Below are 23,823 nucleotides of genomic sequence, written 5' to 3'. Positions count from 1 at the left end.
CTTATACGGGACGCTGAGGGACAGGGATAGTGGCCTAATAATAGTCAGACAGTTTGCCCAAGTAAACATTTAAGCTCGGTTTTATGTGATTTACTTTGGTTGTTTGTAGCGAAAGGCTCGGAGTGCATTATTTAGTGCGTCCAGCCGGCTAAAGATAATCTCATTAGATCTCGGCTAATTGCGGTAACAGATGCTTGTACTGACATAGTGCCCAGGTAAAAACCATACGCTGTTTAGGGCCGCCGCAAGGAATCGCGCGAATAAGCGCTGAGGAGTACTGCAGTTTTTCTACGGTGTCGCTAGAATGGCGGCCTTTGCGAAGTTCTGGAGTTTGCCCCTAATGCGCACTTTTCGTCTGGTGATTGCTTGCCCGGATCGGGTTGGTATCGTCGCTAAAGTCAGTAACTTTCTGGCCTCCCACAATGGCTGGATCACCGAAGCGAGTCATCACTCGGACAATCTCAGTGGTTGGTTTTTCATGCGCCACGAAATTCGCGCGGACACCCTGCCGTTTGGCCTTGAAGCGTTTCGCGAGGCGTTTGCGCCCATCGCCGAAGAGTTTTCGATGACCTGGCGTATTACCGACACCGAGCAGAAAAAACGCGTGGTGCTGATGGCCAGCCGCGAATCCCACTGTCTGGCGGACTTGCTGCACCGCTGGCACAGCGATGAGCTGGATTGTGAGATCGCCTGTGTGATTTCCAACCACGACGACCTGCGCAGCATGGTGGAGTGGCATGGCATTCCGTACTACCACGTCCCGGTCGACTCGCAGAACAAACAGCCGGCCTTCACCGAAGTCTCGCGTCTGGTCGAGCAGCATCAAGCGGACGTTGTAGTCCTGGCGCGCTATATGCAAATCCTGCCGCCGGAACTGTGCCGCGAATACGCAGGCAAGGTAATCAACATTCACCACAGCTTCCTGCCGTCCTTTGTCGGGGCCAAGCCGTATCACCAGGCGTCGCTGCGTGGCGTGAAGCTGATTGGTGCAACCTGCCACTACGTCACCGAAGAGCTGGACGCAGGTCCCATCATCGAGCAGGACGTGGTCCGCGTCAGCCACAGCGACAGCATTGAAGACATGGTGCGTTTCGGCCGCGACGTCGAGAAGATGGTCCTGGCCCGTGGCCTGCGCTATCACCTGGAAGACCGCGTGCTGGTGCACGGCAACAAGACCGTGGTGTTCTGATCGACTGTTTTGGGTTGAAGCAAAAAGGGCCTGGGCGTTAAATCACCCAGGCCCTTTTTATTAGTGTCAGTTGCGAGGATCGAACCATGAATGATCCCCTGGATAAAGCCACGTCCAAGGCGCCCGCCACCTTGGGGGAGGGCTGTTTGAGCCGCTATGACCCGGATGCCCTGGATGCCGAGGACGGCACGGATTTCCCCGATGCCGCCCGGTTGTGGGAGCAGTTGCAGGAAGAGTCAGGGCCGCACGACAAGCCCGGCCCTGACAAAAACAACGCTGGCTGAATGTAGGCGCTGCTGTGTTGAGGTCTAGATGCGGAAGCTCCCCACCAATTGTTTCAAGCGCGCCGCTTGCTGCTCCAGATCGGAGCAGGCGCGCAAGGTGGACTGCAGGTTTTCCACACCCTCCTGATTGAGCGTGTTGATCTCGGTGATGTCGATATTGATCGACTCCACCACCGAGGTCTGCTCTTCCGTCGCGGTAGCCACTGATTGGTTCATGCCGTCGATTTCACCGATGCGCTGGGTCACGCTGCTCAGGCGCTCGCCTGCCAGGTTGGCGATTTCCACGCTTTCGAGGCTGTGGCGCTGGCTGTCGCTCATGGTGCTGACCGAATCCCGGGCGCCGACCTGCAGCTCCTCGATCATCTTTTGCACCTGTTGCGCCGATTCCTGCGTGCGGTGGGCCAGGTTGCGCACCTCGTCGGCCACCACCGCAAACCCGCGTCCGGCTTCCCCGGCTCGCGCAGCTTCAATGGCTGCGTTGAGTGCCAGGAGGTTGGTTTGCTGGGAAATACTGGTGATCACTTCGAGGATCTGGCCGATATTCACGGTCTTGCTGTTAAGTGCCTCGATATTGCTGCTGGAGGCACTGATCATCTCGGACAGTTGCGTCATGGCCTTGATATTGCGCTCCACCACTTGCTGGCCATCTTCGGCCAGATGGCGTGCGTCGCTGGCCTGGTTCGAGGCCTGGGCGGCGTTGCGGGCAATTTCCTGGGCAGCGGCACCCAACTGGTTGATCGCTGCCGCGACACTGTTGGTGCGGTTGGCCTGTTCGTCGGAGTTGACCATCGACGAGTTGGAGGCGCTTACCACGCGCAGGGCCACTTCATTGACCTGGCCGGTGGCGGAGGACACTTCGCGAATCGAAGTATGAATCCGCTCCACAAAGCGGTTGAAGGCTTTGCCCAGAATGCCGAATTCGTCGTGGTTCTGGATCGTCAGGCGGCGCGTCAGGTCACCTTCGCCATCGGCGATGTCTTCCATGGCCCGGGTCATGACATGCAGCGGTTGCATCAGCACGCGGATCAGCATGCCCAGCAGCGCGATGATGATTGCCACGGCAATCACCGTGGCAATAATGGCCGAGGTGCGGAATTCGCTGAGCATTGCGAAGGATTTGTCTTTATCTACCGACAGACCGATATACCAGTTCACTGACGGCAAACCCTTGATCGGGGCGAAAGTGACGATACGGGTTTTGCCCTCGACCTCGATTTCGCTGAAGTCGGCACTGATCTTGACGGTCTGGTTCGGGTACGCCTCGCCCAGGGTCTTCATCACCAGGTTTTTTTCCGGGTGCACCAGGATCTTGCCGTCGGCACTGACCAGGAACGCGTAGCCCATGCCGCCGAAGTCCAGCGCGCCGATATTGTCCACCAGGGTTTGCAGGCTCAGGTCACCGCCGACCACGCCGACGCTTTGCCCGGCCTTGCTGCTGGGGGTGGCGATGGAAATGATCAACTGGCCGGTGGCGGCGTCGATATAGGGCTCGGTCAGGGTCGAGCCATTGCTGCTCTGGGCACCCTTGTACCAGGGGCGCACGCGTGGATCGAAGCCGTCGGGCATCTTGGCATCGGGGCGAATGGTGAAGCCGCCTTTGCTATCGCCCAGATAGGTTGCCATGAACGAAGATGTCAGGGCTTTCTGCTCTAGCAGGCTGGCGATGACGCTCGGCTCGGGGTTGATGGCGATGTTCTGGGCGGCGTTTTCCACCAGCACAATACGTCCGGCCAACCAGCTCTGGATATTGCTGGCGGTGACATCCCCCATTTCGTGTAGGTAGCTGTCGAGGTCATTGCGAATCGCGTTGCGTTGCAGGTAGTCGTTGTACAGCGTAAACAACGCAAATGCGGCAATGACGATAAGGGCGGCTGCAAGCAGGATTTTGTGGCTGAAGCGCAGATTTTTATTCATGGCTCGTCGTGTCCGCTAGTGTCTTAATGTCCAAGGCGCGTCTTTTATGGCAACGCATAAATGACAGCGTTAAATAAAGTGTGATATTTCCATTTGCTCCTGCAGGAATTATCTGACCTAACTTTTTTAGGCTTTTTGGGTCTCTCGCTTTATCTGTATCGACCGTGCAGGGCTAAAGATTAATCATGGGTGACAAAATGCCAGACTCCTCGCAACTTCTTATTGGTGCAGACCTCGAAGGCCAAGTCATCGCCCAGGCCATGCGCCTGGGTAACCGCCATGGCCTGATAGCCGGCGCTACCGGCACCGGCAAGACCGTGACGTTGCAGCGGCTGGCAGAGGCGTTCAGTGATGCTGGCGTGGCGGTGTTCGCTGCAGATATCAAGGGTGACCTGTGTGGCCTTGGCGCTGCAGGCAATCCCCAGGGCAAGGTGGCCGAGCGGATCGCCGGCATGCCGTTCCTGAATTACGCGCCTAAGGCATATCCGGTAACGCTGTGGGATATCCACGGTCAGTCCGGTCATCCACTTCGTACAACCTTGAGTGAAATGGGCCCACTGTTGCTGGGCAGTCTGCTGGAGCTGACCGACAGCCAGCAGTCGACCTTATATGCAGCGTTTAAAGTGGCCGATCGCGAGGGCTTGTTGCTCTTGGATCTCAAGGACCTCAAGGCCCTGCTCAATCACCTCAAGTTCCACCCCGAATTGCTCGGCGATGATGCGGCCCTGATGACCACGGGCTCCAGCCAGGCTTTGCTGCGGCGCCTGGCCGTGCTGGAACAGCAGGGCGCCGAAGCTCTGTTCGGCGAGCCGGCGCTGCAACTGGAAGATATTCTGCAACCGGCCAGCGATGGGCGAGGGCGTATTCATTTGCTGGATGCCAGCCGCCTGGTGCACGAGTCACCCAAGGTCTATGCGACCTTCCTGCTGTGGTTGCTGGCGGAGCTGTTCGAGCAGTTGCCGGAACGCGGAGATGCCGACAAGCCGCTGCTGGCACTGTTCTTCGACGAAGCGCATTTGCTGTTTGCCGATACGCCCAAGGCCTTGCAGGATCGCCTGGAGCAAGTGGTGCGGTTGATTCGCTCCAAAGGTGTGGGGGTGTATTTTGTCACCCAGTCGCCGGGCGACTTGCCGGATAGCGTACTGGCGCAACTGGGTTTGCGGATCCAGCATGGCCTGCGGGCGTTCACCACCAAGGAGCAAAAATCCCTGCGGGCGGTGGCCGATGGTTTCCGGCCAAATCCTGCATTTGATGCGCTGGCGGTATTGACCGAGCTGGGCACGGGTGAGGCGCTGGTGGGTACGCTGCAGGAAAAAGGCACCCCCGAGGTGGTCCAGCGGGTGCTGGTCTCGCCGCCGCAGTCGCGGATCGGGCCGTTGACTGCCGCCGAGCGGGCAGGGTTGATTGCCGGCTCGCCCCTACAGGGGCGCTATGACAAGCCGATTGATCGTGAATCCGCCTATGAAGTGCTGATGGCACGCAAGGAGCTGGGGCCCGAGGCGAGTGCTGCGCCTGCCGCTGAAGAACCGAGCTTCACCGACAAGGCCGGGGCGTTTCTTGGCACGACTGCGGGCAAGGCCCTGAAATCGGCGATGCAGCAGGCGGCCAACCAGATGGGCCGCCAGTTGGTGCGCGGGCTGTTGGGGTCTTTGCTTGGCGGTAGCAAGCGCAAGTAGCCATCCAGGTCTATGCAACCCAATGGGGGAGCGGGCTTGCCCGCGATTGCGCTGTATCAGTCGATACATGTGCCGACTGGCACACCGAACTCGCGGCTGCCCGCTCTCAGGTCTTGGGCTTGGCGTGACTGGCCAGGCGCTCCAGCGCTGCGCGCAACTTCGGATCTGTAATCCCGTCTGCCGTCGCCTGGATGGTTTCGGCGGCATTCACCGACAAATCCATGGTATGCCCCACCGCACCTTGCTGCACGGTCGGTGGCTGGACCTTGAACTGGATGCGCTGCAGGCTCTCAAATACCTCAAATGCCTGTAGCTGGCGCTGCAAGCGTTTTTGTTGGTAGCGCAGGCGGGTTGCCCAATGCCCATCGGTGACGATCAGCAGCAGCGTACCTTCACGCCACGACGCCACATGACAGTGCTCGCGGGCTGCAGGTTGCAGTTGGCTTTCCAGGAGGCGTTGCAGATGGCCCAGGCGTTGCGCATGGCCAAAGATGGCTTTTAAAGGCTTGGCTTCGCGCAGCAACACGGCGGGAGCACGGGCCGTAAGAGGGCGAAATGCCATGATCTAGACACCTTAGGTAACAGAGCCGCCATGGTAGCAGAAAGCGTGTGCGGCACCGTGGTCATTGCTTTGTCAGCAGTTTATCCATTAAATCAATAAGTAACTTCTCACTCGAATGGGTTGAAGTTCAGCAAAAAGCCCCTATTTTAAACAAGCCCTCTGGGAACGCTGTGCCTGCATCGTGGAACAACGCCACTTTCCTCACCCTCGTTTCCGGGTAGAATGCTCGTTCGCATGCGGCCGTGAGGGCTGCTCGGGCGACTCACGGGGCGCCCCTTCATCCCTAATGTGTGGAAGAACCTGCCGATATGTTTGCGCCTTTGTTAAAGAAACTTTTTGGAAGCAAGAATGAGCGCGAAGTCAAACGCATGCTCAAGACGGTGCAGCTGGTCAATGCCTTCGAAGAGCAGATGGTTGCTTTGTCGGACGAGCAATTGCGCGCCAAGACCGAAGAGTTCAAGGCCCGCATAGCCAAAGGTGAGACCCTCGACAAACTGCTGCCCGAAGCCTTTGCGGTCGCCCGCGAAGCCGGTAAGCGGGTGATGGGCATGCGCCACTTCGACGTCCAGTTGATCGGCGGCATGACCCTGCATGAAGGCATGATTGCCGAAATGCGCACCGGTGAAGGCAAGACCCTGGTGGCAACCCTGGGTGTTTACCTCAACGCACTGTCCGGCAAGGGCGTGCACGTTGTGACGGTGAACGACTACCTGGCCCGCCGGGACGCCAACTGGATGCGTCCGCTGTATGAATTCCTCGGCCTGACCGTCGGCGTCGTGACGCCGTTCCAGCCGCCGGAAGAGAAGCGTGCCGCCTACGCCGCCGACATCACCTACGGCACCAACAACGAATTCGGTTTCGACTACCTGCGCGACAACATGGCGTTCAGCATGGAAGAAAAATTCCAGCGCGAACTCAACTTTGCCGTGATCGACGAAGTCGACTCCATCCTCATCGACGAAGCCCGTACTCCGCTGATCATCTCCGGCCAGGCCGAAGACAGCTCGCGCCTGTACACCGAAATCAACAAACTGATCCCGCGCCTTGAGCAACATATCGAGGAAGTGGAAGGCGTGGTGACCAAAGAAGGTCATTACTCCATCGACGAGAAGACCCGTCAGGTCGAACTCAACGAAGCCGGTCACCAGTTCGTCGAAGAAATGCTGACCCAGATCGGCCTGCTGGCTGAAGGCGAAAGCCTGTACTCGGCGCACAACCTGGGCCTGTTGACCCACGTGTATGCCGGCCTGCGCGCCCACAAGCTGTTCCATCGCAACGTCGAATACATCGTCCAGGACGGCCAGGTGGTACTGGTCGACGAACACACCGGCCGTACCATGCCCGGTCGTCGTTTGTCCGAAGGCCTGCACCAGGCCATCGAAGCCAAGGAAGAGCTCAATATCCAGGCCGAGAGCCAGACATTGGCCTCGACCACCTTCCAGAACTACTTCCGCCTGTACAACAAGCTGTCCGGCATGACCGGTACTGCGGATACCGAAGCGTTCGAATTCCACCAGATCTACGGTCTGTCGGTGATGGTCATCCCACCGAACAAGCCGCTGGCGCGTAAAGACTACAACGACCTGGTGTTCCTGACCGCCGACGAGAAATACGCGGCCATCGTCGCCGACATCAAGGAATGCATGACCCACGGCCGTCCGGTCCTGGTGGGTACTGCCACCATCGAAACCTCCGAGCACATGTCGAACCTGCTCAACAAGGAAGGTATCGAGCACAAGGTCCTCAACGCCAAGTTCCACGAAAAAGAAGCCGAGATCATTGCCCAGGCCGGTCGCCCAGGCGCGCTGACCATCGCGACCAACATGGCCGGTCGTGGTACCGACATCCTGTTGGGCGGCAACTGGGAAGTGGAAGTGGCGTTCCTGGACAACCCGACCCCTGAGCAGATCGCCCAGATCAAGGCTGACTGGCAGAAACGCCACCAGGCAGTGCTGGAATCCGGTGGTTTGCAGGTGATCGCGTCCGAGCGTCACGAATCGCGTCGTATCGACAACCAACTGCGTGGCCGTGCCGGTCGCCAGGGTGACGCCGGTTCCAGCCGTTTCTACCTGTCCCTGGAAGACAGCCTGATGCGCATCTTCGCCTCGGATCGGGTGAAGAACTTCATGAAGGCCCTGGGCATGCAGTCCGGCGAAGCCATCGAGCACCGCATGGTGACCAACGCCATCGAAAAGGCCCAGCGCAAGGTCGAAGGTCGTAACTTCGACATTCGTAAGCAACTGCTGGAGTTCGATGACGTCAACAACGAACAGCGTAAAGTGATTTATCACATGCGTAACACGTTGCTGGCCGCCGACAACATTGGCGAAACCATCGCCGACTTCCGTCAGGACGTGCTCAACGCCACCGTCAGCGCCCATATCCCGCCACAGTCCCTGCCTGAGCAGTGGGATGTTGCCGGCCTGGAAGCGGCGTTGAAGAGCGACTTCGGTGTCGATCTGCCGGTCCAGCAATGGCTCGACGAAGACGACCACCTGTACGAAGAAACCCTGCGCGAAAAACTGATGGCCGAACTGCTGGCCGCGTACAACGAGAAAGAAGAGCAAGCCAGTGCCGAAGCACTGCGCACCTTCGAGAAGCAAATCGTTCTGCGCGTGCTGGACGACCTGTGGAAAGACCACCTGTCGACCATGGATCACCTGCGTCACGGTATCCACCTGCGCGGCTACGCCCAGAAGAACCCGAAGCAGGAGTACAAGCGCGAGTCGTTCACGCTGTTCTCCGAGTTGCTGGATTCGATCAAGCGCGATTCGATTCGTGTGCTGTCCCACGTTCAGGTGCGCCGCGAAGACCCGATCGAAGAAGAAGCCCGTCTGCGCCAGGAAGCCGAAGCCCTTGCCGCGCGCATGCAGTTCCAGCATGACGAAGCACCGGGTCTTGAAGCACCTGAAGTGCTGGGCGAAGAAGTCGACGTGGCCCTGGCCCAGGCGCCGGTGCGCAACGAGCATAAGCTGGGTCGCAACGAGCCGTGCTGGTGCGGTTCGGGCAAGAAGTTCAAACACTGCCACGGCGAAATCAACTAAGATTTTTGCCTGACGCTGCAATACCCTGCGCCGCGACCGGCATCAGCCGTCGCGGCGTTTTGCCATTTAATCACCGTCGACGACGACGGTGCAGACATCGTTAAGGAGCGCATTCATGGCTGTTGGTCTTGGTCCTTTGCCCACGTTGCACCCGGTTGCCGGTTTTGAACTCGGTATCGCTTCGGCCGGCATCAAACGCCCTGGGCGCAAAGACGTGGTGGTGATGCGCTGTGCCGAAGGCTCGACCATCGCCGGCGTGTTCACCCTGAACGCGTTTTGCGCCGCGCCGGTGATTCTCGCCAAGCAACGCGTCGAAGGCCCGGTACGTTACCTGCTGACCAACACCGGCAATGCAAACGCCGGCACCGGCGAACCAGGCCTGGCCGCTGCCGCGCGCACCTGCGCCAAGCTGGCGGAGTTGACCGGCGTGGACGCCAGCCAAGTGCTGCCGTACTCCACCGGGGTGATCGGTGAGCCACTGCCCGTGGAAAAAATCGAAGGCGCCCTGCAAGCCGCGCTGGACGACTTGTCGGTGGATAACTGGGCGGCCGCGGCCACCGGGATCATGACCACCGACACCTTGCCCAAGGGCGCCAGCCGCCAGTTTGTGCATGACGGCGTGACCGTCACCGTGACAGGTATCAGCAAAGGCGCGGGCATGATCCGCCCGAACATGGCGACCATGCTCGGCTACATCGCCACCGACGCCAAAGTCTCCCGTGACGTGCTGCAAAACCTGATGCTTGATGGCGCCAACAAGTCGTTCAACCGCATCACCATCGACGGCGATACCTCGACCAACGACTGCTGCATGTTGATTGCCACCGGCAAGGCCGATCTGCCGGAAATCACCTCGTCCAACGGCCCGCTGTTCGCGGCGTTGAAGCAGGCGGTGTTTGAAGTGTGCATGGAAGTGGCCCAGGCCATCGTGCGTGACGGCGAAGGCGCGACCAAGTTCGTTACCGTTGAAGTCAACGGCGGCGGTAATCACCAGGAGTGCCTGGATGTGGGTTACACCGTGGCCCACTCGCCATTGATCAAGACCGCGCTGTTTGCGTCCGACCCGAACTGGGGCCGGATCCTCGCGGCGGTTGGCCGTGCCGGCGTACCGAACCTGGATGTGAGCAAGATCGACGTGTTCCTCGGCGATGTGTGCATCGCCAGCCGTGGTGCCCGTGCCGAGACCTACACCGAAGCCCAGGGCTCGGCGGTGATGCAGCAGGAAGAAATCACCATCCGTATCGAGTTGGGGCGCGGTGAGTGCAGCGAAACCATCTGGACCACCGACCTGTCCCACGAGTACGTGAAGATCAACGCCGAATACCGTACTTGATACCTGCCCGGGGCATTGGCAATGCCCCGGCAGGCGCCGGCTTAGAGGACGTAAAACCGTGAAACGAGTTCATGTAGCAGCCGCAGTCATTCGCGGTACCGATGGCCGGATTCTGTTGGCCCGTCGTGCAGATACCCAGCACCAGGGCGGCCTCTGGGAGTTTCCCGGTGGCAAGGTGGAGGCCGATGAGTCGGTGCTCACCGCACTGGGGCGAGAGCTGCAGGAAGAATTGGGTATCCAGGTCACCACGGCCCGGCCGTTGATCCAGGTACAGCATGATTACCCGGACAAGCAGGTGTTGCTGGATGTCTGGGAGGTCTCGGCGTTTACCGGCGAGCCCCACGGCGCGGAAGGGCAGCCCCTTGAATGGGTGGCGCCACGGGACTTGCAGAACTACGAGTTTCCCGCGGCCAATGCGCCCATCGTGGCTGCTGCCCGTTTGCCCGCCGACTACCTGATCACCCCAGGCGAACTGGAAACCCCGGTGCTGTTGCGCGGTATCCAGAAAGCCGTTGCCGGTGGCATCAAATTGATCCAGTTGCGTGCGCCCAATGGCTACGACCCCAAATACCGCGACCTGGCGGTGGACGCCGTAGGCCTGTGTGCCGGCAAGGCGCAATTGATGCTCAAGGGGCCGTTTGAATGGCTCGGTGATTTCCCGGCTGCTGGCTGGCACATGACCTCGGCGCAACTGCGCAAATACGCGAGCAAGGGCCGACCGTTGCCCAAGGACCGCTGGTTGGCGGCGTCTTGCCACAATGCCGAGGAACTGGCATTGGCCGAACTGATGGACGTGGATTTTGTCACTCTGTCGCCGGTGCAGCCGACCCAGACTCACCCTGATGCGCAGCCTCTGGGTTGGGAAGAGGCGGCGCAGTTGATCAAGGGCTTCAGCAAGCCGGTGTTTCTGTTGGGCGGGGTTGGGCCTGACGAGCGGGAGAAGGCCTGGGAGAGCGGGGCGCAGGGTGTGGCGGGGATTCGGGCGTTCTGGCCTGAGGTGTGAGTTGTCATTGCTGGCCCCATCGCGGGCAAGCCCGCTCCCACATTTGAATGTATTCACAAATCAAAATGTGGGAGCGGGCTTGCCCGCGATGAGGCCCCGCCAAACAATACAAAACCCGCAGAATCTCAGTGCGGCCTAGCCGCCTGCCACAAAATCCCCACATTTGAATGTATTCACAAATCAAAATGTGGGAGCGGGCTTGCCCGCGATGAGGCCCAGTCAAACAATACAAAACCCGCAGAATTTCAGTGCGGCTTAGCGGCCTGCCACAAAATCCCCACATTTGAATGTATTCACAAATCAAAATGTGGGAGCGGGCTTGCCCGCGATGAGGCCCTGCCAAACAATACAAAACCCCGCAGAGTCTCAGTGCGGCTTAGCCGCCGCCTGCCACAAAATCTCCGCAATCCCTTGCCTCCGGGCAATCACCCTTGCTGCCACAAACAGCAAATCCGATAGCCGATTGATATACGCCAATCCCACCCCTTCCAACGGCTCCAGCGCATTCAGTTGCTGGCAGCGCCGCTCGGCGCTACGGGCCAGGCTGCGGCACACGTGGGCCTGGGCAATCAGCGCCGAACCGCCGGGCAGGATGAAGTTCTCCAAAGACCCGACTTCTTCATTCCAGCGATCAATCGCGGCTTCCAGGCGGTCCACCTCGCCCGCATTGAGTGCCTTGTAGACCGGCATTGCCAACTCGCCACCCAGGTCAAACAATCGATGCTGGCAGGGTGTCAGTACCTCGATCACATCGTTCAGCGCAGGATGCTGGCCGCTTTGCTCCTCAAGGCCGGCCAACAGCAGGCCCAGTTGGCTGTTGAGGCTGTCCACTTCACCGATCGCCTCCACCCGGGGGTGATCCTTGGGCACGCGGCGGCCATCACCCAAGCCGGTTTCGCCCTTGTCGCCGGTACGGGTGTAAATTTTCGACAGGCGAAAGCCCATGGTCAGTGCTCCAGTTGAGTCAGTTCGTGGGGGGCAAGCTGGCTGCCGGCCAGTGGCAGGCGCAAGGTGAAACAGGTGCCCTGGCCCAGGGTGGAGTGAACCTCCATCTGGCCCTTGTGGTTGTTGGTGATGATGAAGTACGAGACCGACAGGCCCAGCCCCGTGCCCTGGCCGATTTCCTTGGTGGTGAAGAACGGTTCGAACGTGCGTTTGCGCACGTTCTCACTCATGCCGATGCCATTGTCTTCCACCTGGATCTCGGCCCAGGGTGGGTTGAGCCGGGTGCGCAGGATGATGCGCCCCGGCTCGCTGTCGTCTTCGCGCAGGTGGATGGCCTGGGCGGCGTTTTTCAGCAGGTTGAGCAGTACCTGCTCCAATTCGTTGGCGGTGCCCGGCACGGGGCCCAGCAAAGGGTCGAACTGGCGGATGATCGCCTGGCCCTTGAAGTCGAAGCCGATGGTCAGGTCGAAGTCGTTACCGGCAATTTCCACGGCCTGGTCAATCAGGGCCGGCAGGTCGCAAGGCGCCATCTGACGGTTGCTGCGGCGGCTGAAACTGAGCATATGGGTGACGATTTTCGCTGCACGGGCCCCGGCTTGCTGGATGCCGTCGAGCAACTGCGGTACTTCGCGGCTTTGCAGGTAGCGGTTGACCGTTTCCAGTTCCACGCCCACCTGCTCGGCATGCTCCTGGTTTTTCGGCAGGTCCGCCGACAGGCGTCGCCGAATGTTCTGCACGTTGTGCAGGATTGCCCCCAACGGGTTGTTGATTTCGTGGGCCATGCCTGCGGCGAGCCCACCGACTGACAGCATTTTCTCCGATTGCACCATCATTTCTTCCAGGGACAGGCGCTGGGTAATGTCGTCGATACGGATCACCACCCCGCGCCCGGCGCCACCCATCAGCGGGTAAAAGGTCAGGGCATAGTGCTTGGGTTCGTCGTCCTTGATCCAGGTAACGCGCTCGATGCGCTCCACCGTGTGCTGCTCTACCGTGGCCTTGAGCTGGGGCAGATAGGGCTTGAGCGGTTCGAAGGCGAGGAAGATCGGCTGGTTCAGGGCTTCATCCAGGCGCGTGCCGGACAGGGCGCTGGCTTCCTGGTTCCATTGGGTGACGTAGAGCTGCTCGTCCAGGGCAATCAGGGCGGAGGGCATGGAGTCGATGATGCTGTTGAGATAGTTCTGAAAGCCGGTGAGTTTTTTCTCGATCTTGCTGCGAACCTGCACTTCCAGTTCCAGCTTGCGGTTGGTATGCCGGGTTTCCTCGGCCAGACCCTGGGCCTGGTCGTAGGCGGCCTGGGAGTCGTCCCGTGCGCGCTTGAGTTGCTGCTCCCGGGCTTCGATACGCGACAGCATGGTATTGAACGCTTCGGCCAGGCTGCCGATTTCGTCATGGTTGCCGCGACCGGCCCGCAGGGCGTAGTTCTCCTCGCGGGTGACCTGGCGCGACAACTCTTCCAACTCGTGGATGGGCCGGGTAATCAGGCGTTTGATCTGCCGGGCAATCACCATCCACAGCAGGATGCTGAAAATCAGGATGCCAAGGCTGGCGGTCAGGGTGCCGGTGTAGAAAGCGACTGGCAGTTCGCTGCTGGCCACCAGCAGCAGATGCCCTGAGGGCAGGCCGGGGCGGGGCAGGGTGATGACTTGATTGCTGCGAAACTCGGTAACCCGCCACGCCTCGATGTCGCGATAGTGCGCCGGCAGTTGCAGGCGATCACCGTGTTGCAGTTGCGCCAGGCGGCTGCCTTCGCCGTCATACAGGGCCGCCGCCCGCAGTGGCGAATAGCTGGTCAGCTCGTTGAGCAAGGCATCGGCGTTGGCGGGAGAGTCCAGGGCTTGCGCGGCGAGGGCGGGGTTGGAAACCAGCCGGCCAATTGCCTGCAAGGCTTGCGGGGCCATGCTTTCCTGGGAGATCCAATAGGCGGCGCTGATAAAGGTCAGGTTGGCCACCAGCAGCACGGTGGTCAGCAGTACCAGCAGGGCCGCCAGCAGTTTCTGCCCGACGGGGAGGTTTTCGAGACGCTGGCGCAGTGGCATCAGGTGGTTCGCAGGCAAGGATCCAGTTGGCAGGGTAGCGCGTGCCTCAGTCGCTGGGCAATCCGTGTGCGTCCAGGTAGGCGGCCAGGCGTACCTGCAGTTGTTGCAGATGCGGCAGGCTCAAACGATGGCGCAAGGCCGCCTGGCAGGCATGGCCGAGCAGATAGCTGATCTCGGTGCGCCGCCCGTTGGCCACATCCTGGTACATCGACGAGAAGTTGGCCGCTGTCGCCTGGATCACCCGCTCCACTTCGGCCTGCAGATTCTCGGCCGCCGCGGGCTGGCCGCAGCACGTCAGCAGCTCGCCGAGCTCGGCACACAAGGTCGCCACCTCGCAGTGATGCGCCTGCAATCCGCCATTGCGGCATTGATAGAGCACCGTCAGTGGATTGATCGCACAGTTGAGTGCCAGTTTTCGCCAGAGCCGCGTGAGGATGTCGGTGCTCCACTGGTGGGGAATGCCGGCAGCGTGCAGGTCGTCCAGCCACAGCGGCGCCGTGGGATGGCTGGCGTCACCGAGCCAGGTGAAGCCGTGGCCGGCAAATACCACGCTGCCATCACTTTGCCGAAACGCACCCTCGGTGCTGGAGGCGAAGATACAGCGTGCCTGGGGCAATAGGGCGGCAACCGCATCCTGGCTGCCCAAGCCGTTCTGCAGCAGGATTACCTCGGCATTGGGTGTCAGGCGTCGTGCCAGCTGTGCGACAGCGCCAGGAGCATCGTAGGCTTTACACGCGACCAGCAGGCGATCAATTGGCTCGGGGCTGTCGGATGTTTGTGCAACCACCGGATAAGTCTGGGCATGCCCTTGTTCGACCAGGGTCAGCCCGGGAGATGCCTGATAGCGGGTCAGGCGCGCCTGATCGCGCAGGATCAGCGTGACGGGCAGGCCCGCGCGGGCCAGGCGTGTGGCCCATAATGTGCCGAGACTGCCTGCGCCGAGGACATGCCAGGTGGTGGACATCAATTTTGCTCCGTAAGCCGCTGGGTGAGCCAAGCAGCTCAGGGTAAAGAGTCGTTATAATGCCCCGGCATTTTACCCGCAAGCCAGGCGCGCTCCATCTTTACTGAGCCGCGCCCCTTTTTTATTGGAGAAACTACATGCCGTCGTTCGACGTGGTATCTGAACTGGACAAGCACGAAGTCACCAACGCCGTCGAGAACGCCGTCAAGGAGCTGGACCGTCGTTATGACTTGAAAGGCAAAGGCAGCTTTGAGTTCAAGGAAAAAGAACTGACGGTCAACCTGACCGCTGAAGCCGATTTCCAGCTGGAAGCGATGATCGAGATCCTCAAGCTGGCCCTGGTCAAGCGCAAGATTGATGTGCAGTGCCTCGAAGTCAAGGATGCCTACGCTTCGGGCAAGTTGATGAAGCAGGAAGCCGTGCTCAAGGAAGGTATCGACAAGGAGCTGGCGAAGAAAATCGTCGCTCACGTCAAGGACGCCAAGCTCAAGGTCCAGGCCGCGATCCAGGGCGAGCAGGTGCGTATCACCGGCAAGAAGCGTGACGATTTGCAGGATGCGATTGCCGCCCTGCGCGCCAAGACCTTTGATATGCCGCTGCAGTTCAACAACTTCCGCGACTGACCCGGTTCTCGGGAACCCGTGAGGGATTTCGACGTCCCACGCCACAGAACCTGCAGAAACGATTGAGCCCTACGGGGCTCAATTGCTGTGGCGACCTTTATATGCAGTGCTAAACAGGAGAATCTAGATGGACTTGAATGCTGAAGTGGATCAATTGATCAAGGCTTCCCAAGCCTGGGTCCCGATGATCATGGAGTACGGCAGCCGGGTATTGCTGGCGGTGCTGACCCTGGCCATTGGCTGGTGGTTGATCAACAAGTTGACCCACAAGGTAGGGCGCCTGCTGGCCCTGCGCAATGCCGACCTGGCGCTGCAGGGCTTTGTGACCAGCCTGGCGAACATCGTGCTCAAAGTGATGCTGATCGTCAGCGTCGCCTCGATGATCGGTGTCGAAACCACCTCGTTCGTCGCCGCGATCGGTGCCGCGACCCTGGCTATTGGCCTGGCGTTGCAAGGCAGCCTGGCTAACTTTGCCGGTGGCGTGCTGATCCTGCTGTTCCGCCCGTTCCGCATCGGTGACTGGATCGAAGCCCAGGGCACAGCGGGTACCGTCGATAGCATCCAGATCTTCCACACGGTGATCCGCACCGGCGACAACAAGACGGTCATCGTGCCTAACGGCATCTTGTCCAACGGCATCATCACCAACACCAACCGCCAACCGACCCGCAAGGTGGTGTTTGACGTAGGTGTCGACTACGAAGCCGACCTGCAAAAGGCCCGTGAAGTGCTGCTGGAACTGGCCAAGGACCCACGGGTTCTGGCGGACCCGGAGCCGGTTGCCGTGATTTCGACCCTGGGCGACAGTTCGATCACTGTTTCCCTGCGCGTATGGACCAAGACTGCAGATTATTGGGATGTGATGTTCATGTTTAATGAACTGGCGCGGGATCGTTTGAAAGCTGTAGGGATAGATATCCCATTCCCGCAGCGCGTTATTCGCATGATGCAGGAAGCACCTGCCAAGTAATAACGGGAGCAGGGATCGAACTTGGCTGAATGGTCAGGTTTAATCGCAGTAACAAACTAGATAGCTAGCTTGCTAGTTATTTAAGCAGTAGAAATATTAGTGCAATAAAAAGCCGCTCACTGATTAACAGTGAGCGGCTTTTTAATGAGGGGCCGAAGCCCCTGGGCATCTTCGATTACAAGATGTTCAGCGGGTATTGCGCGATCAGACGCAGTTCGTCGATCGACGAAGAACCGTAGTAAACGCCATCAGACGAGCGATAAGTCGCTTGGCGAATACGCAGGCTCAGGTCTTTGGCCGGGCCGCTCTGGATCACGTATTTGGCTTCGAGGTCGCGTTCCCACTCTTTGCCGTTCGAGGTCAGGGCGGTGTTGGCGCCGCTACCGGTGACGTACGAAGCCAGGAAGCTCAGGCCAGGTACACCGAAGGTGGCCATGTCGAGGTCGTAACGGGCCTTGAAGGATTTCTCGCCTTCGGCGTTGAAGTCGGAACGGGCGACGGAGTTGGCCAGGAACACTGTGCCGCCACCGTCAATGCCGTAGCCGTAGTCGCCGTCACCGGTAACCTTCTGGGCAGCCAGGGTGAAGGTGTGTGCACCGATGGTGTAGGCACCCTGCAAGCTGAACGCACGGTTGTCGAGTTTGGTCACGTCGTCTTTGAAAGCGCGTTGCAGGCCGGCACCGTCGCTCTTGGTGTCGTAGATGTTGAAGTCTACAGCCACCGACTGGTCGTCGCTCAGGGCATGGGTCCAGTTGACGTTGGCGTAGTATTTGCGCCAGTAGTCTTCGACTTTCGAGTAGTAGAGGCTGGTGGTGAACTCAGGCGTCCAACCGTAGGTACCACCCACGAAATTGGCTTGCTTGATGCCCCGGGAGGTTTCAGGGAAGTCGATGATACTGTCCCTGTAGGTTTGCGCCTGGGCAACGCTGGAAGTGAAGTGACCGGCTTCAAGCTTGAGGTCTTTGATCTCGTTGCTGACGATCGAGATACCTTGCGGCAGCTCCGGCAGCAAGCGACTGTCGTCGGACGCGAAGACCGGCGCAGTGGTGTACTGGTCGCCGACTTTCAGCACGGTATTGGAGAGACGGAACTTGATAGCGCCGCCGCCCTTGGAGTACTCATCCTCTGAGCGGCCATCCGAGCCTTCCGGGAACAAACCAGTGCCATTCCGGCCTCTGCCGCTGTCCAGTTTCACGCCCAGCAGGCCGATTACGTCAACACCCACACCGATGGTGCCCTGGGTGAAACCCGACTGGTACAAACCGTTGAAGCCCAGGCCGCTTTCCCGGGTGTAGCTTTTACCCGACGTGTTGTTGCGGTTATCCCGGCTGAAGTACAGGGCACGGGTGTTGATGCTGAAGGTGCTGTCTTCGACAAAACCTTTGGCATCATCTTGGGCGGACGCCATTGCGAACTGTGAGGTGCCTGCTGAGACAGCGAGGGCGATCATGCTCCACTTCATCACGCGCATCGTGATTTGCTCCTTTGGTTTTAGGAAGAGTACTGCCGTCCCACCTGTATTTTTGTCTGGGCGGCTCTTTCTTTTTTGTGACAACGCAAACTTATAGCACGCTGGCAATAATTGGCGATACTTGCACATCTGTCCTTTCAGCTTCTTTACGAGGCTGTCGTAAATTGCTAGATCCATGTCGCAAATCTACAGTCTGTTTGTCACCAGACTGACAACTTCAATACTGTCTTTAATACCCTGAGCAGGGGTGCAAAGTACCCTGTTCAAAGTTTTAAAACTTCCTGTAGGTGTATTGACTCACTGTTGTTTTTATCGTGAAACACTGCCTTCCTGGCAAGTGCCGTTGTCGACGATATGGGAGTGAATGCAACAAGCGTGCTCAAACTGCCGGGCGGATGTCATTTTTTCGTGAAAAATGTGTTGGATCTGTGAAAAGCGCCTGGAAACGGGGCTTTTGCGTGGTTTTTTTTGGAATTCGTGGCGCCAGTTGTGCGGGATTTCGAACGCGCAATAATACGTTTCTGTCAGAAATGTTACCGGTCCACCCTGTGGGGTGGGTAATCGGCGGATAAGCCCTGCCCGATGTAGGGCATAAAAGACTCATTTTGGTGCATCTGCCGATTGCCGCAGGTGTCGCGCGGATTGCCCCGTGAAGCAGTCGCCATTCGCAGGTATGCTGGGCGCCTGAAACTGACTAGCCGAACGGAGTGACTGCGGTGTTCGCCTTGGATCCACGTCTGCAAAACGACACCTTGCCCATCGGGGAATTCCCCCTGTGCCGGCTGCTGCTGTCCAATGACTCTAACTACCTCTGGCTTATCCTGGTGCCGCGCATTGCCGGCATCAGCGAAGTGTTCCAGCTCGACGCTGGCGACCAGTCCCGGTTGTGGCGCGAAACCACCACGTTGGCACAGTTGCTCAATGACGGGTTCGGCGCCGATAAAATGAACATCGGTGCGCTGGGTAACGTGGTCAACCAGTTACATGTGCACGTGATTGTGCGCAAACGCGACGATGCGGCTTGGCCTGCACCGGTCTGGGGCAAGCATCCGGCAGTGCCTTATAGCGACGATCAGGTGGCGCTGATTCGTACCCGCCTGCGGGAGCTGCTGCCGCCCGAATTCATTTTTGCCCAGGACTGAACCATGGACCTGCAAGACCGCGTGATGGACCTTGAGAGCCGCCTGGCTTTCCAGGACGACACCATCGAGACATTGAATGACATCCTGGTCGCCCAGCAGCGGGCGGTAGAGCGTCTGCAATTGCAGATGGCGGCCTTGCTCAAGCGTCAGGAAGAAATGGGCGGGCAGTTCGAGTCTTCCGAGGAAGAAGCGCCACCGCCTCATTATTGAGGGCTCGGGAAAAGTCCCGGCGATAAAAAACCGCGATGCAGTGTCAGCTGCATCGCGGTTTTTTTTGGGGCGTGCTCTGGGTTCAGCGACGCGGCAGGGCGGCGATCACGTCTTCAGCTTGCAGGCCTTTGTCGCGGTTCATCACGGAGAACTCCACGCGCTGGCCTTCCACCAGGACGCGATGGCCTTCGCCGCGGATGGCCCGGAAGTGGACGAAGATATCGTCGCCCGAGTCCCGGGAAATAAAGCCGAAGCCTTTAGAGGTGTTGAACCACTTGACGGTCCCGGTATCCCGGTTGGTCATGTCGTAGTTTTGCGAGCTGGCCGGCGCAGACGAACGGTAGAAGCTGATGGCCAGGTGAAGAACGATCGCGACCACCGCAATGGCCAGGCTGAGCAGGATGGCTGGATGGCCGCCGACTTCAGGCATAGGGGCCAGGAGGGTGAGGGTTTGTACCACGACAGCCAGCACCAGCAGGGCGCTGACCAGGTTTTGCAGTTGATGGCGTGTGCCTTTGTTCCAGTAGGGAATCACTGGCGCCAGCGTCAGGTTGAGAAGGCCGAACAGAGCCAGGTACAGCGCGTCGTGTTGTTGCAGGTACGGCAGGCTTTCTGGTTGCAGGCTCGGGATAAAGGACAGCAGCAAAGCTGCAGCGCCCGTTAGCAGGTGGACGATTTTCAACATTTTGATTAACTCACGTTAAGACGGATCACGAAGGAAGAGCTGACTGGCACGGTTCGCTTCTGAACAATGGGAGGCGTTGGGCACGTGCGCGATTATTCAGCCTATGCCGCTTGCCGCAGGAAATAGCGGCGGCGACACGCAGCCTATTTAACAGCAAAGCCTGTGCCTTCTCAAATCAAGCGTTTCAGGGCGTTGCAAAGATCATCGCATTTGTGCGGCAAACCCTTGTCCTAGACAGGTGTGGGTGTTTTTAACCGTGCCAGGCCTTGCCGCCCGTGGTCGAGCGCGATGCAAAGGGGCGATTTGCCGCAGGCCACCTGCGGCAGTAGGGCTGCGCAAGGCGAGGACTCTTGCTAGAGTGGGTAAGCACCTGATCAATGAATTTTCATCAATTGAAGGGAATAGACATGGCAATCGATATCGGTATCAGCGAAGAAGATCGTAAATCCATTGTTGACGGACTTTCACGGCTGCTTTCAGATACCTATGTACTTTATCTGAAAACCCATAACTTTCATTGGAACGTCACGGGGCCACAGTTTCGTACATTGCACTTGATGTTTGAAGAGCAATATAACGAACTGGCGCTGGCGGTTGACTCCATTGCCGAACGTATTCGTGCCCTGGGCTTTCCTGCGCCGGGTGCCTACTCTATCTATGCCCGTCTGTCTTCGATCAAGGAAGAAGAAGGCGTGCCCAGTGCTGAAAACATGATCAAGCAACTTGTCGATGGGCAGGAAGCTGTTACCCGCACCGCACGTGGGATCTTCCCGTTACTTGATAAAGTCAGCGATGAGCCGACTGCGGACTTGCTGACCCAGCGTATGCAGATCCACGAAAAGACCGCCTGGATGCTGCGTTCGCTGCTCGAAGGCAAATAAGCACCGCAGGCCAGTGGTGCCTGGCAGGCGCCACTGGCTTCAGCTGATTGCTTCCTGATACCTGCGTTGGCTTGTCCTACGCACAACAACTCTCCGTCTTCTGGCTGCACTTGCCTGCTTGATGTTTTATAGGCTCAACGGCCAATAACAGCCGTTTGTTCAAGAGCCGTTTGGCAAGGGAGTGTCAGGTGTATGTCGCGTAGTACGGGTAAAGGTGTGCTGGAAACTTCCGGCGTCTACAAGATAAAGATCGACCCTTTCGTCAAAGGGTTCGATATGGCATTGGCACGGCCACTGTCGCGCTCTGTCCGGTTGAATGGTTTTTCAACATGCCTGCGGCTTGAAGAAGTGTATTGGAATATTCTTGGCGAAATCGCCAGGATCAATACCTGTTCGGTCAGTGCGTTGCTGTCCTACGTGGATCGCGAGGTGCACTTGCGTTATGGCGGGGTGAAGAATTTCAGCGGTCTGGTCCGGGTCGTGTGTGTGGTTCATGCGTTGAAAGGGCAGGCTTCAGCCGTCAATCAGGCGGGCCTTATATAGCCGGGTTAGCCGAGACCGGAGCCGCAGGGGTGTTTCTATATAGTGCGTTGCACGTTGCCACGGCTGCACAGCCTCGATTTAACGGATATAATCTCGCCCTTTGCTGCGCAACCGGCTCTACCCGGGCGCAGCGCAGCAATGACGTGATCGCCGAGACATCCCATGCCCATGTACGATTACCAATGCGCTTCCTGTGGTCACCAGTTGGAAGCCATTCAGAAGATCAGCGACGCGCCGTTGGTCGATTGCCCTGCTTGCCAGGCCCCAGAGCTGAAAAAGATGCTGTCCATGCCGGGTTTTCGCCTGAGCGGTAGCGGCTGGTACGAGACCGACTTCAAGACCGGCGCCAAGAAGAATCTGGCGGGCGGCGACAAAGCAGACTGAGTTGAACTCTACGCGCGAGCTCCTGCATTATCCGTGGCCTGACTTAAAAGGTGCGGTGTCCGAGCAGGAACTCCACCGAATTTCGAATTACGAGAAGTGAAACCACTACCATGATGCGCAGCCACTATTGCGGCCAACTGAACGAGACCCTGGAAGGTCAGGAAATCACCCTTTGCGGATGGGTTCACCGTCGCCGCGACCATGGCGGGGTGATTTTCCTCGATATCCGTGATCGTGATGGTCTGGCCCAGGTGGTATTCGACCCGGATCGCGCCGAGAGCTTCGCCGCCGCCGACCGCGTGCGCAGCGAGTACGTCGTGAAAATCACCGGCAAGGTCCGCCTGCGTCCGGCCGGTGCCACCAACGCCAACATGGCGTCGGGCATGATCGAAGTCCTGGGCTACGAGCTGGAAGTGCTGAACGAGTCGGAAACCCCGCCGTTCCCACTCAACGAGTTCTCTGACGTTGGCGAAGAAACCCGCCTGCGTTATCGCTTCCTCGACCTGCGTCGCCCGGAAATGGCCGAGAAGCTGCGCCTGCGTTCGCGCATGACCACCAGCATCCGTCGCTTCCTGGACGAGAACGGCTTCCTCGACGTCGAGACGCCGATCCTGACCCGCGCTACGCCAGAAGGCGCACGTGACTACCTGGTGCCAAGCCGTACCCACGCCGGTAGCTTCTTCGCCTTGCCGCAATCGCCACAGTTGTTCAAGCAACTGCTGATGGTCGCCGGCTTCGACCGTTACTACCAGATCGCCAAGTGCTTCCGCGACGAAGACCTGCGCGCCGACCGCCAGCCGGAATTCACCCAGATCGACATCGAGACCAGTTTCCTCGATGAAAAAGAGATCATGGGCCTGACCGAAGAAATGATCCGCAACCTGTTCAAGGAAGTGCTGGGTCTGGAATTCGGCGAGTTCCCGCACATGACCTTCGAAGAGGCCATGCGCCGCTACGGTTCCGACAAGCCAGACCTGCGTAACCCGCTGGAACTGGTTGACGTTGCCGACCAGCTCAAGGAAGTCGACTTCAAGGTGTTCAGCGGCCCGGCCAACGACCCGAAATGCCGCATCGCCGCACTGCGTGTGCCAGGCGGCGCGAGCATGCCGCGCAAGCAGATCGACGACTACACCAAGTTCGTGGGTATCTACGGTGCCAAGGGCCTGGCGTACATCAAGGTCAACGAGCGCGCCAAGGGTGTTGAAGGCCTGCAGTCGCCAATCGTCAAGAACATCCCGGAAGACAAGCTCAATGTGATCCTCGATCGCGTTGGCGCAGTCGATGGCGATATCGTGTTCTTCGGTGCCGACAAGGCCAAGATCGTCAGCGAAGCCCTGGGCGCGCTGCGGATCAAGCTGGGTCACGACCTCGACCTGCTGACCTGCAAGTGGGCCCCGATGTGGGTTGTCGACTTCCCGATGTTCGAAGAAAACGACGACGGCAGCTTCAGCGCCCTGCACCACCCGTTCACCGCACCCAAGTGCACGCCACAGGAGCTGGAAGCCAACCCGGCCGGCGCGTTGTCCCGTGCCTACGACATGGTGCTCAACGGTACTGAGTTGGGCGGCGGTTCGATCCGTATCCACCGTAAGGAGATGCAACAGTCGGTGTTCCGCCTGCTGGGCATCAACGAAGCGGAACAGGAAGAGAAGTTCGGCTTCCTGCTCGATGCCCTGAAATACGGTGCTCCACCCCACGGTGGCCTGGCCTTCGGCCTTGACCGCCTGGTGATGCTGATGACCGGTGCCCAGTCGATCCGTGAAGTGATTGCCTTCCCGAAAACCCAGAGTGCTGCGGACGTCATGACCCAGGCTCCAGGTGTGGTGGATGCCAAGGCACTGCGCGAGCTGCACATCCGTCTGCGCGAGGCGCCGAAGGCTGAGTAAGGCTGCGGCGTGAAAGCGCGATAACGTTGTACGCAGTCAAAAAGGCGCATCTTCGGATGCGCCTTTGCGTTTAAA

General features: G+C 59.1%; 21 protein-coding genes and 1 pseudogene. 14 read left to right on the top strand and 8 right to left on the bottom strand.

From position 1 onward, the window contains the following. Positions 1 to 340: 340 nt before the first annotated feature. Together purU and PSH80_RS20500 are read left to right on the top strand one after the other, a co-directional pair. Complete coding sequence (purU, locus tag PSH80_RS20505; RefSeq protein WP_029295472.1) at positions 341 to 1,189, top strand: formyltetrahydrofolate deformylase; 849 nt, start codon at positions 341 to 343, stop codon at positions 1,187 to 1,189. Positions 1,190 to 1,275: 86 nt separating this feature from the next. Continuing rightward, the gene (locus PSH80_RS20500) at positions 1,276 to 1,473 is read left to right on the top strand and encodes a hypothetical protein (protein WP_057960537.1); all 198 of its coding nucleotides are present in this window, start codon (positions 1,276 to 1,278) and stop codon (positions 1,471 to 1,473) included. A 24-nt stretch (positions 1,474 to 1,497) separates the two neighbouring features. On the opposite strand, the gene PSH80_RS27470 is transcribed toward PSH80_RS20500, so the two are convergent. Both PSH80_RS27470 and PSH80_RS27465 read right to left on the bottom strand, forming a co-directional pair. Continuing rightward, positions 1,498 to 2,262: a methyl-accepting chemotaxis protein gene (locus tag PSH80_RS27470; RefSeq protein WP_370693749.1), complete on the bottom strand. Its 765-nt coding sequence runs from the start codon at positions 2,260 to 2,262 to the stop codon at positions 1,498 to 1,500. Positions 2,263 to 2,403: 141 nt separating this feature from the next. Further along, positions 2,404 to 3,243: pseudogene (locus tag PSH80_RS27465) on the bottom strand (cache domain-containing protein); the annotation flags it as partial. A gap of 341 nt (positions 3,244 to 3,584) precedes the next feature. On the opposite strand from PSH80_RS27465, the gene PSH80_RS20490 reads away from it, so the two are divergent. Further along, on the top strand, positions 3,585 to 5,063 hold the full coding sequence (locus PSH80_RS20490) for a helicase HerA-like domain-containing protein (RefSeq protein ID WP_057960538.1): 1,479 nt from the start codon (positions 3,585 to 3,587) through the stop codon (positions 5,061 to 5,063). A gap of 106 nt (positions 5,064 to 5,169) precedes the next feature. Here PSH80_RS20490 and PSH80_RS20485 read toward each other — a convergent pair whose 3' ends face one another. Further along, the gene (locus tag PSH80_RS20485; protein WP_057440138.1) at positions 5,170 to 5,625 is read right to left on the bottom strand and encodes a DUF721 domain-containing protein; all 456 of its coding nucleotides are present in this window, start codon (positions 5,623 to 5,625) and stop codon (positions 5,170 to 5,172) included. A 308-nt stretch (positions 5,626 to 5,933) separates the two neighbouring features. Here PSH80_RS20485 and secA point away from each other — a divergent pair, with 308 nt between their 5' ends. The 3 genes from secA to PSH80_RS20470 all read left to right on the top strand — a co-directional run bounded on the left by secA (position 5,934) and on the right by PSH80_RS20470 (position 11,005). Then, positions 5,934 to 8,669, top strand: a complete 2,736-nt coding sequence (gene secA / locus PSH80_RS20480) for a preprotein translocase subunit SecA (RefSeq protein WP_305418112.1) — start codon at positions 5,934 to 5,936, stop codon at positions 8,667 to 8,669. Positions 8,670 to 8,784: 115 nt separating this feature from the next. After that, a complete protein-coding gene (argJ, locus tag PSH80_RS20475) occupies positions 8,785 to 10,002 on the top strand; it encodes a bifunctional glutamate N-acetyltransferase/amino-acid acetyltransferase ArgJ (RefSeq protein ID WP_057960534.1) in 1,218 nt (405 codons plus the stop codon). A gap of 58 nt (positions 10,003 to 10,060) precedes the next feature. Next, entirely contained in the window at positions 10,061 to 11,005 is a 945-nt protein-coding gene (locus tag PSH80_RS20470) for a Nudix family hydrolase (protein ID WP_120734018.1), read from the top strand. A 366-nt stretch (positions 11,006 to 11,371) separates the two neighbouring features. Here the strand turns inward: PSH80_RS20470 and PSH80_RS20465 are convergent, their stop codons facing one another. From PSH80_RS20465 to PSH80_RS20455, 3 genes are read right to left on the bottom strand one after another with little or no spacing between them, the layout of a single operon-like run. Further along, positions 11,372 to 11,950: a cob(I)yrinic acid a,c-diamide adenosyltransferase gene (locus PSH80_RS20465; protein WP_305418109.1), complete on the bottom strand. Its 579-nt coding sequence runs from the start codon at positions 11,948 to 11,950 to the stop codon at positions 11,372 to 11,374. Between the two features lie 2 nt (positions 11,951 to 11,952). Next, positions 11,953 to 13,989: a HAMP domain-containing sensor histidine kinase gene (locus tag PSH80_RS20460; RefSeq protein WP_057960531.1), complete on the bottom strand. Its 2,037-nt coding sequence runs from the start codon at positions 13,987 to 13,989 to the stop codon at positions 11,953 to 11,955. Positions 13,990 to 14,035: 46 nt separating this feature from the next. Further along, positions 14,036 to 14,953: a putative 2-dehydropantoate 2-reductase gene (locus tag PSH80_RS20455; protein ID WP_057960530.1), complete on the bottom strand. Its 918-nt coding sequence runs from the start codon at positions 14,951 to 14,953 to the stop codon at positions 14,036 to 14,038. Positions 14,954 to 15,090: 137 nt separating this feature from the next. Between PSH80_RS20455 and PSH80_RS20450 the strand changes: the two genes are divergently transcribed. Next, positions 15,091 to 15,576, top strand: a complete 486-nt coding sequence (locus tag PSH80_RS20450) for a YajQ family cyclic di-GMP-binding protein (RefSeq protein WP_057440144.1) — start codon at positions 15,091 to 15,093, stop codon at positions 15,574 to 15,576. A 127-nt stretch (positions 15,577 to 15,703) separates the two neighbouring features. Next, on the top strand, positions 15,704 to 16,546 hold the full coding sequence (locus PSH80_RS20445) for a mechanosensitive ion channel family protein (RefSeq protein ID WP_057960529.1): 843 nt from the start codon (positions 15,704 to 15,706) through the stop codon (positions 16,544 to 16,546). A gap of 175 nt (positions 16,547 to 16,721) precedes the next feature. Here the strand turns inward: PSH80_RS20445 and PSH80_RS20440 are convergent, their stop codons facing one another. Beyond that, positions 16,722 to 18,017 carry an OprD family porin gene (locus tag PSH80_RS20440; protein WP_057960526.1) on the bottom strand — a complete coding sequence of 432 codons (1,296 nt, stop codon included), beginning with the start codon at positions 18,015 to 18,017 and terminating at the stop codon, positions 16,722 to 16,724. Between the two features lie 716 nt (positions 18,018 to 18,733). Between PSH80_RS20440 and PSH80_RS20435 the strand changes: the two genes are divergently transcribed. Both PSH80_RS20435 and PSH80_RS20430 read left to right on the top strand, forming a co-directional pair. Further along, positions 18,734 to 19,159 (top strand): HIT domain-containing protein, encoded by a 426-nt coding sequence (locus PSH80_RS20435; protein ID WP_057960525.1) that lies wholly within the window; start codon positions 18,734 to 18,736, stop codon positions 19,157 to 19,159. 3 nt (positions 19,160 to 19,162) lie between these two features. Next, positions 19,163 to 19,369 carry a SlyX family protein gene (locus PSH80_RS20430; protein ID WP_029300323.1) on the top strand — a complete coding sequence of 69 codons (207 nt, stop codon included), beginning with the start codon at positions 19,163 to 19,165 and terminating at the stop codon, positions 19,367 to 19,369. Positions 19,370 to 19,451: 82 nt separating this feature from the next. Here PSH80_RS20430 and PSH80_RS20425 read toward each other — a convergent pair whose 3' ends face one another. Further along, positions 19,452 to 20,054: a cold-shock protein gene (locus tag PSH80_RS20425; protein WP_057441381.1), complete on the bottom strand. Its 603-nt coding sequence runs from the start codon at positions 20,052 to 20,054 to the stop codon at positions 19,452 to 19,454. A 407-nt stretch (positions 20,055 to 20,461) separates the two neighbouring features. Here PSH80_RS20425 and PSH80_RS20420 point away from each other — a divergent pair, with 407 nt between their 5' ends. The 4 genes from PSH80_RS20420 to aspS all read left to right on the top strand — a co-directional run bounded on the left by PSH80_RS20420 (position 20,462) and on the right by aspS (position 23,748). After that, positions 20,462 to 20,935 carry a Dps family protein gene (locus PSH80_RS20420; protein ID WP_029300319.1) on the top strand — a complete coding sequence of 158 codons (474 nt, stop codon included), beginning with the start codon at positions 20,462 to 20,464 and terminating at the stop codon, positions 20,933 to 20,935. 192 nt (positions 20,936 to 21,127) lie between these two features. Then, a complete protein-coding gene (locus PSH80_RS20415) occupies positions 21,128 to 21,478 on the top strand; it encodes a ribbon-helix-helix domain-containing protein (protein ID WP_057441379.1) in 351 nt (116 codons plus the stop codon). 162 nt (positions 21,479 to 21,640) lie between these two features. Continuing rightward, positions 21,641 to 21,862 carry an FmdB family zinc ribbon protein gene (locus tag PSH80_RS20410; protein WP_057441377.1) on the top strand — a complete coding sequence of 74 codons (222 nt, stop codon included), beginning with the start codon at positions 21,641 to 21,643 and terminating at the stop codon, positions 21,860 to 21,862. Between the two features lie 110 nt (positions 21,863 to 21,972). Next, positions 21,973 to 23,748 (top strand): aspartate--tRNA ligase, encoded by a 1,776-nt coding sequence (aspS, locus tag PSH80_RS20405; RefSeq protein ID WP_057960524.1) that lies wholly within the window; start codon positions 21,973 to 21,975, stop codon positions 23,746 to 23,748. The last annotated feature ends 75 nt before the right edge of the window (positions 23,749 to 23,823 follow it).

The organism is Pseudomonas sp. FP818 (assembly GCF_030687335.1).
Lineage (GTDB): Bacteria > Pseudomonadota > Gammaproteobacteria > Pseudomonadales > Pseudomonadaceae > Aquipseudomonas > Aquipseudomonas shahriarae.
The sequence above is the reverse complement of the archived record's forward strand: the minus strand, read 5'-3'. Positions and strand labels throughout refer to the sequence as shown.

Coding starts and splice junctions, on each gene's coding strand:
- PSH80_RS20500 (WP_057960537.1), top strand. CDS start 1,276: ATGAATGATCCCCTGGATAAAGCCACGTCCAAGGCGCCCGCCACCTTG.
- secA (WP_305418112.1), top strand. CDS start 5,934: ATGTTTGCGCCTTTGTTAAAGAAACTTTTTGGAAGCAAGAATGAGCGC.
- PSH80_RS20490 (WP_057960538.1), top strand. CDS start 3,585: ATGCCAGACTCCTCGCAACTTCTTATTGGTGCAGACCTCGAAGGCCAA.
- PSH80_RS20425 (WP_057441381.1), bottom strand. CDS start 20,054: ATGTTGAAAATCGTCCACCTGCTAACGGGCGCTGCAGCTTTGCTGCTG.
- aspS (WP_057960524.1), top strand. CDS start 21,973: ATGATGCGCAGCCACTATTGCGGCCAACTGAACGAGACCCTGGAAGGT.
- PSH80_RS20445 (WP_057960529.1), top strand. CDS start 15,704: ATGGACTTGAATGCTGAAGTGGATCAATTGATCAAGGCTTCCCAAGCC.
- PSH80_RS20465 (WP_305418109.1), bottom strand. CDS start 11,950: ATGGGCTTTCGCCTGTCGAAAATTTACACCCGTACCGGCGACAAGGGC.
- PSH80_RS20440 (WP_057960526.1), bottom strand. CDS start 18,017: ATGCGCGTGATGAAGTGGAGCATGATCGCCCTCGCTGTCTCAGCAGGC.
- PSH80_RS20455 (WP_057960530.1), bottom strand. CDS start 14,953: ATGTCCACCACCTGGCATGTCCTCGGCGCAGGCAGTCTCGGCACATTA.
- PSH80_RS20460 (WP_057960531.1), bottom strand. CDS start 13,989: ATGCCACTGCGCCAGCGTCTCGAAAACCTCCCCGTCGGGCAGAAACTG.
- PSH80_RS20430 (WP_029300323.1), top strand. CDS start 19,163: ATGGACCTGCAAGACCGCGTGATGGACCTTGAGAGCCGCCTGGCTTTC.
- PSH80_RS20415 (WP_057441379.1), top strand. CDS start 21,128: ATGTCGCGTAGTACGGGTAAAGGTGTGCTGGAAACTTCCGGCGTCTAC.
- PSH80_RS20410 (WP_057441377.1), top strand. CDS start 21,641: ATGCCCATGTACGATTACCAATGCGCTTCCTGTGGTCACCAGTTGGAA.
- PSH80_RS27470 (WP_370693749.1), bottom strand. CDS start 2,262: ATGGTCAACTCCGACGAACAGGCCAACCGCACCAACAGTGTCGCGGCA.
- argJ (WP_057960534.1), top strand. CDS start 8,785: ATGGCTGTTGGTCTTGGTCCTTTGCCCACGTTGCACCCGGTTGCCGGT.
- purU (WP_029295472.1), top strand. CDS start 341: ATGCGCACTTTTCGTCTGGTGATTGCTTGCCCGGATCGGGTTGGTATC.
- PSH80_RS20485 (WP_057440138.1), bottom strand. CDS start 5,625: ATGGCATTTCGCCCTCTTACGGCCCGTGCTCCCGCCGTGTTGCTGCGC.
- PSH80_RS20420 (WP_029300319.1), top strand. CDS start 20,462: ATGGCAATCGATATCGGTATCAGCGAAGAAGATCGTAAATCCATTGTT.
- PSH80_RS20450 (WP_057440144.1), top strand. CDS start 15,091: ATGCCGTCGTTCGACGTGGTATCTGAACTGGACAAGCACGAAGTCACC.